5 protein-coding genes are annotated in these 4039 nt (G+C 44.3%); 3 read left to right on the top strand and 2 right to left on the bottom strand.

All coding sequences use genetic code 11. The features are described from left to right. On the top strand, window positions 1–185 hold a 185-nt coding region (locus FP815_03955), incomplete at its 5' end, for an IS91 family transposase (protein MBA3014091.1). 299 nt (window positions 186–484) lie between these two features. On the opposite strand, the gene FP815_03950 is transcribed toward FP815_03955, so the two are convergent. Further along, window positions 485–1075 carry a hypothetical protein gene (locus FP815_03950; GenBank protein ID MBA3014090.1) on the bottom strand — a complete coding sequence of 197 codons (591 nt, stop codon included), beginning with the start codon at window positions 1073–1075 and terminating at the stop codon, window positions 485–487. 9 nt (window positions 1076–1084) lie between these two features. Next, entirely contained in the window at window positions 1085–1432 is a 348-nt protein-coding gene (locus FP815_03945; GenBank protein MBA3014089.1) for a hypothetical protein, read from the bottom strand. 1352 nt (window positions 1433–2784) lie between these two features. On the opposite strand from FP815_03945, the gene FP815_03940 reads away from it, so the two are divergent. Further along, on the top strand, window positions 2785–2997 hold the full coding sequence (locus tag FP815_03940) for a hypothetical protein (protein ID MBA3014088.1): 213 nt from the start codon (window positions 2785–2787) through the stop codon (window positions 2995–2997). A 19-nt stretch (window positions 2998–3016) separates the two neighbouring features. Continuing rightward, window positions 3017–4039 (top strand): ThiF family adenylyltransferase (locus FP815_03935; GenBank protein ID MBA3014087.1); only part of this gene is annotated, 1023 nt, incomplete at its 3' end.

The raw sequence follows: 4039 nt of genomic DNA, 5'->3' as shown, positions 1-4039 counted from the left end.
ATTCATGTAGTAAAAAGCTCATCCGCTTCTTACAGGTCGTGCTCCGCGTCAATCCTTTCCGTACCTTTGTCCGTAAACTAAAAGAACGGCCAGCCATCACCTGTCGGGTATGCGGAGCGGCGATGAAAGTCATTCTGACAAGGATTCCGAAACCTCTGGTCAAAGAGGCCACCTGCCTCACATGAGGAATAACGGAGAAATTGTCATGTAATCCTACGCCCGGCATAGGCGGTTAAAAACGTCGGCTTCTCCGTCAATGGAGACTTGCGTGCAAAAAATGGCATTAATCATGTTTAATGCCCCTGAAATGCCTCGAAACAATCTACTTCAAAGATCAACTTTTCAGAAAAAGTATCCCGTCCTTTCTTTTGCCTGATCTGGCAGACTCCCTCTCAAAAGCTCTTTTCTATATATAGTAGCCGGGCTTGTCCAACAAACGGTTCAGATTGTGGTTCGCTGCGCTCTCACAATCTAACCTTATTCGTTAGGCATGATGATTCCCTAGTACTTCAATGACAATAGGTTTCAAATCTACGCACAAACCGGGGCCGCTGGCACTCAAAACTTCACCAACGACACTGACCGCACTCCCTCTTTTTAACGTGCGTATTTCAGGGAAATTTTCTACTTTCTCAGAAAACCAAAACGAGTCGCCAATATAGGTGTCTTGGTTAATGGTTAAATTTACCCGAACACTTTCTTTGTCGCGAGGGTCTTCCATTACTTCTTTTAAATGGCCAATCCACTTAACAGTAATGCCGTTGTATTGCTTTGCGATCTGTTCTTTTTGAAAAGGAGGCGCCGAGTTAATTGATTCAACAATATCTTTGACAGTGATATTGGAAATGCTCGTTACTTGGCGCACAACTGGCTGATGTTTGTTGGCATCAGTTTTAATAATTGCCAAGTTGGTCTTGTCGGTTGGTGGGTATTTTTGAACTGATTCAGTGCTCGTTTGATTTTCTGAAAGTTTCCTATGGCTTTTCCTCTCGTGAAGCCACCAACCAATAATTGCTGCGGCTACAGTCGCGGCACCGCCAATTAATGCAGCTGTGATTTGTGGGTCCATGGTCATGCGAGATGCCTAACGTAGAAGTGAGGGGCTGGCCGACCACGGAACATGGCGACAGCCCGAAAAGAAAAAGCTGCCTCCGGCCTGAGAGAAGCCGACTCTCGGCCAGTCCCACTCGACTGCCAGGTTAGACCGGGAGAATGATGCCCCACGGACCCAAGCGGAATTTACCCCACGGACAATAAAATTGCCATGGACATAAAACACAGAGGCCAACCCCAACCAGCCGCCCACGGCACGGGGTGTGCGGAGCGCACCAGAACGGCCAGACAAAGTACGGACAGCATGCGAAGCCAACAGGCCAGAGCCCGGAGACCAAAGCGCAGAGCCGCTGATGAGCTGAAATGAGCGCGTGTGCACACCCCGCTCAGCGAGCCCCACACAGACACTCACAGGCCGAAAACGTGAAAAGAGGGCGGGCATCAAAGTAAGGCTCTAACGTGGCGGATGAGCAGCGGCCAGTCTGCTCGATCCGAGTTAATGGCCCGAAGGCGCACCTGTAATGGACTTTTTCGAAGTCGCGCTGCTCATCCGCCACGATGGCCCGGCGCAGCCGGGCCATCTAATTAATATCTTGTTTCTGGATATCTTGCCTGACAAATCCATTTTGACATCGCATAGTTGACCTAACCGAGTTTTTTCTAACTAGATATCATGCTCAATTCACCTGATATCTAGTTTCCAGCTACCATCCCCGCAGATGGATCCTCAAGGAAAAATTATGGTCAGACATTGCAATTAAACATGTCTTTTGATCGCTATTTAGGGGCTTGGACACGAGACCTGCCCCCCTACTTGTTACCTACCTGTTTGTTGTCGATTCAAAATTACTTCTTTGTCCTCATACAATTCCATCAACCATCAAAATGCGCCAAGACCTGTTTCATAACAGAAAATGGGGTGCCGAGAACTCCCTCGAACACCCCATTTTTTTTGTGATGTTATCAGCACATGATCCCCACTGAGCGCCGCACATCGTCAGAGTATGAAAATTTCAGTAACAGCATAAGCTCCTTGTGCGTTTAGGCATAACCTACAAGTTCAAAAACATAAAATCAAAGAGTTATACTCGATACCCAGACCATAAGTTGCAAGTCTAAGATGCCATAAGCTGCAAGTTTCTTAGAGCATTAAGGCATAAGTTGCAAGTTTCTTACACGGTTTGGTTAAATTTTATATTTTCCAGTACCTCTATAGCATAACTCACTTAAAATAAAGAAATTTATTTCTGTAATTTCTTCAGTCTTGCCATCACCGATAAACTGCTGACATACCCCCCAACGATTATCGAACAAATCATAATTCGTTGATGAGTGATTTATTCCTATTACCCATAGACCTACTTATATAGTTGGCTCAATTAAATCTTCCAGATAGTTATCTTCAGTGAGCCTGGCTGTTGAATTCTTGTTACGCCAGATACAATAAATAAAAGTGAGCAAGTTTATTGATATGTCATTATCCCCCCGTAAATAATTCTTGGGGACTGAAAATCATTTTTTAAGGATTTTAAATGAAACATTGATATAGGTCCCCTAATTCTTAGGGTTGACAACCAGCATGGCAAACGCTAAAAGCTTATGCTAACAATAAGCTGGCCTGGGGTTCAGCGAGATTTCCCCTTGTGGTCGCCTTTGACATGGCCAATACAAACAGTTACATTAACCATCGATTACTTTTTTTGTTAACGACCAATCAATATGAGGGATAAAATGTCGAATAAAACTAATGACCATTTGGACAAGTATGGCTTTGTCATTGTATCCGACGAAGACGGCATGTGTTGCGTTTCTTATACGTCAGCGTGTTCAGGAAGCCGATCTGACTGCTGCACGCGAACATGTTCTGCTGATGCAAATTTCGTCGAAAATACTGAATCTTGGGAAAAGTACCTTGCTGTGAAAGGCGGTCAAGTGCAGTATTGAGCAGTTTATATAGATAATAATGATACGAGTGTTAGAAACCTCTACTCCTGAGTTGCGAGACGGAGTAGAGGTTTTTCTTTATCCGGTACAAGAGGGCAGTTCCAAGGTTCTTTTTCTATTCTTGTCGAGCAGAAGGCGTTTGCGCATTAAATGTAAACCTGCCTATGCCGGGCTTTTGAAACAGTTTGCCAGACATCAACCACTGGCCAGTTCCATGGCTAATGTTGGTTTGGACCTGAATAATGAGACAATCAACTTTATTTCCTTTTTGAATAATGAAGGAATAATCACCATCCAAGATCCACTTGAAACAAATCTGCTTCCTGTAAACTATGTAGAGCAATATAAGAGGCAAATTTACTTCCTGATTGATATTCTCAAGTCCCCGCAAAAAGCATTAGAAGTTCAAAGGAAAATATTTGATGCTCATATTACGATTTTTGGGCTTGGAGCCATCGGCAGCGCAATTCTACTCCAACTTTGTATGATGGGATTCAGACAGTTTACTCTCATTGATTACGCTCAAATCGAAGCAGATGACATCGCGAGAACGATGTACAAGACGGCCTTAGATGATGGTAAACAAAAAACTCAAGCGGCTAGAACGTTGGCAGAGGAGACGGCCTTTGACCCATACGTTCAAACTTATGACACAACGATTAAGACGACAACTGAACTGAATGATATTATTAGGAAGACCTCAATTATCATCAATACAGCTGACCAGCCATACATCGGCTATACTAATATCAAGCTTTCCAGATATGCTCTAAACCGTGGTATTCCTTTGCTTGTGGCTGGGGGGTTCGATGCCCACCTCGCATCTTTTGGAGAATTGCTAATTCCGCATGTAACTCCTTGCGCCGACTGTTACGCGACTTTTTTTGAGGACAGCCTGAAGAATTGGAAGCCGATCCCCCATCCCGTGAAGGAAAGACAGGGCTGGTTTGGAGGCCTAGGAAGTCTTTCAGCTTTCAGCTCGTCAGTGGCTACCCTCAAAATCTTGTCATATTTTCTTGATCAAGTCGGAGATGATAAAGTT

This window comes from Desulfobulbaceae bacterium (assembly GCA_013792005.1).
Lineage (GTDB): Bacteria > Desulfobacterota > Desulfobulbia > Desulfobulbales > VMSU01 > VMSU01.
Note: the sequence above shows the minus strand (reverse complement) of the source record. Positions and strands in the feature narration are given on the sequence as shown.

Coding starts and splice junctions, on each gene's coding strand:
- FP815_03940 (MBA3014088.1), top strand. CDS start 2,785: ATGTCGAATAAAACTAATGACCATTTGGACAAGTATGGCTTTGTCATT.
- FP815_03950 (MBA3014090.1), bottom strand. CDS start 1,075: ATGACCATGGACCCACAAATCACAGCTGCATTAATTGGCGGTGCCGCG.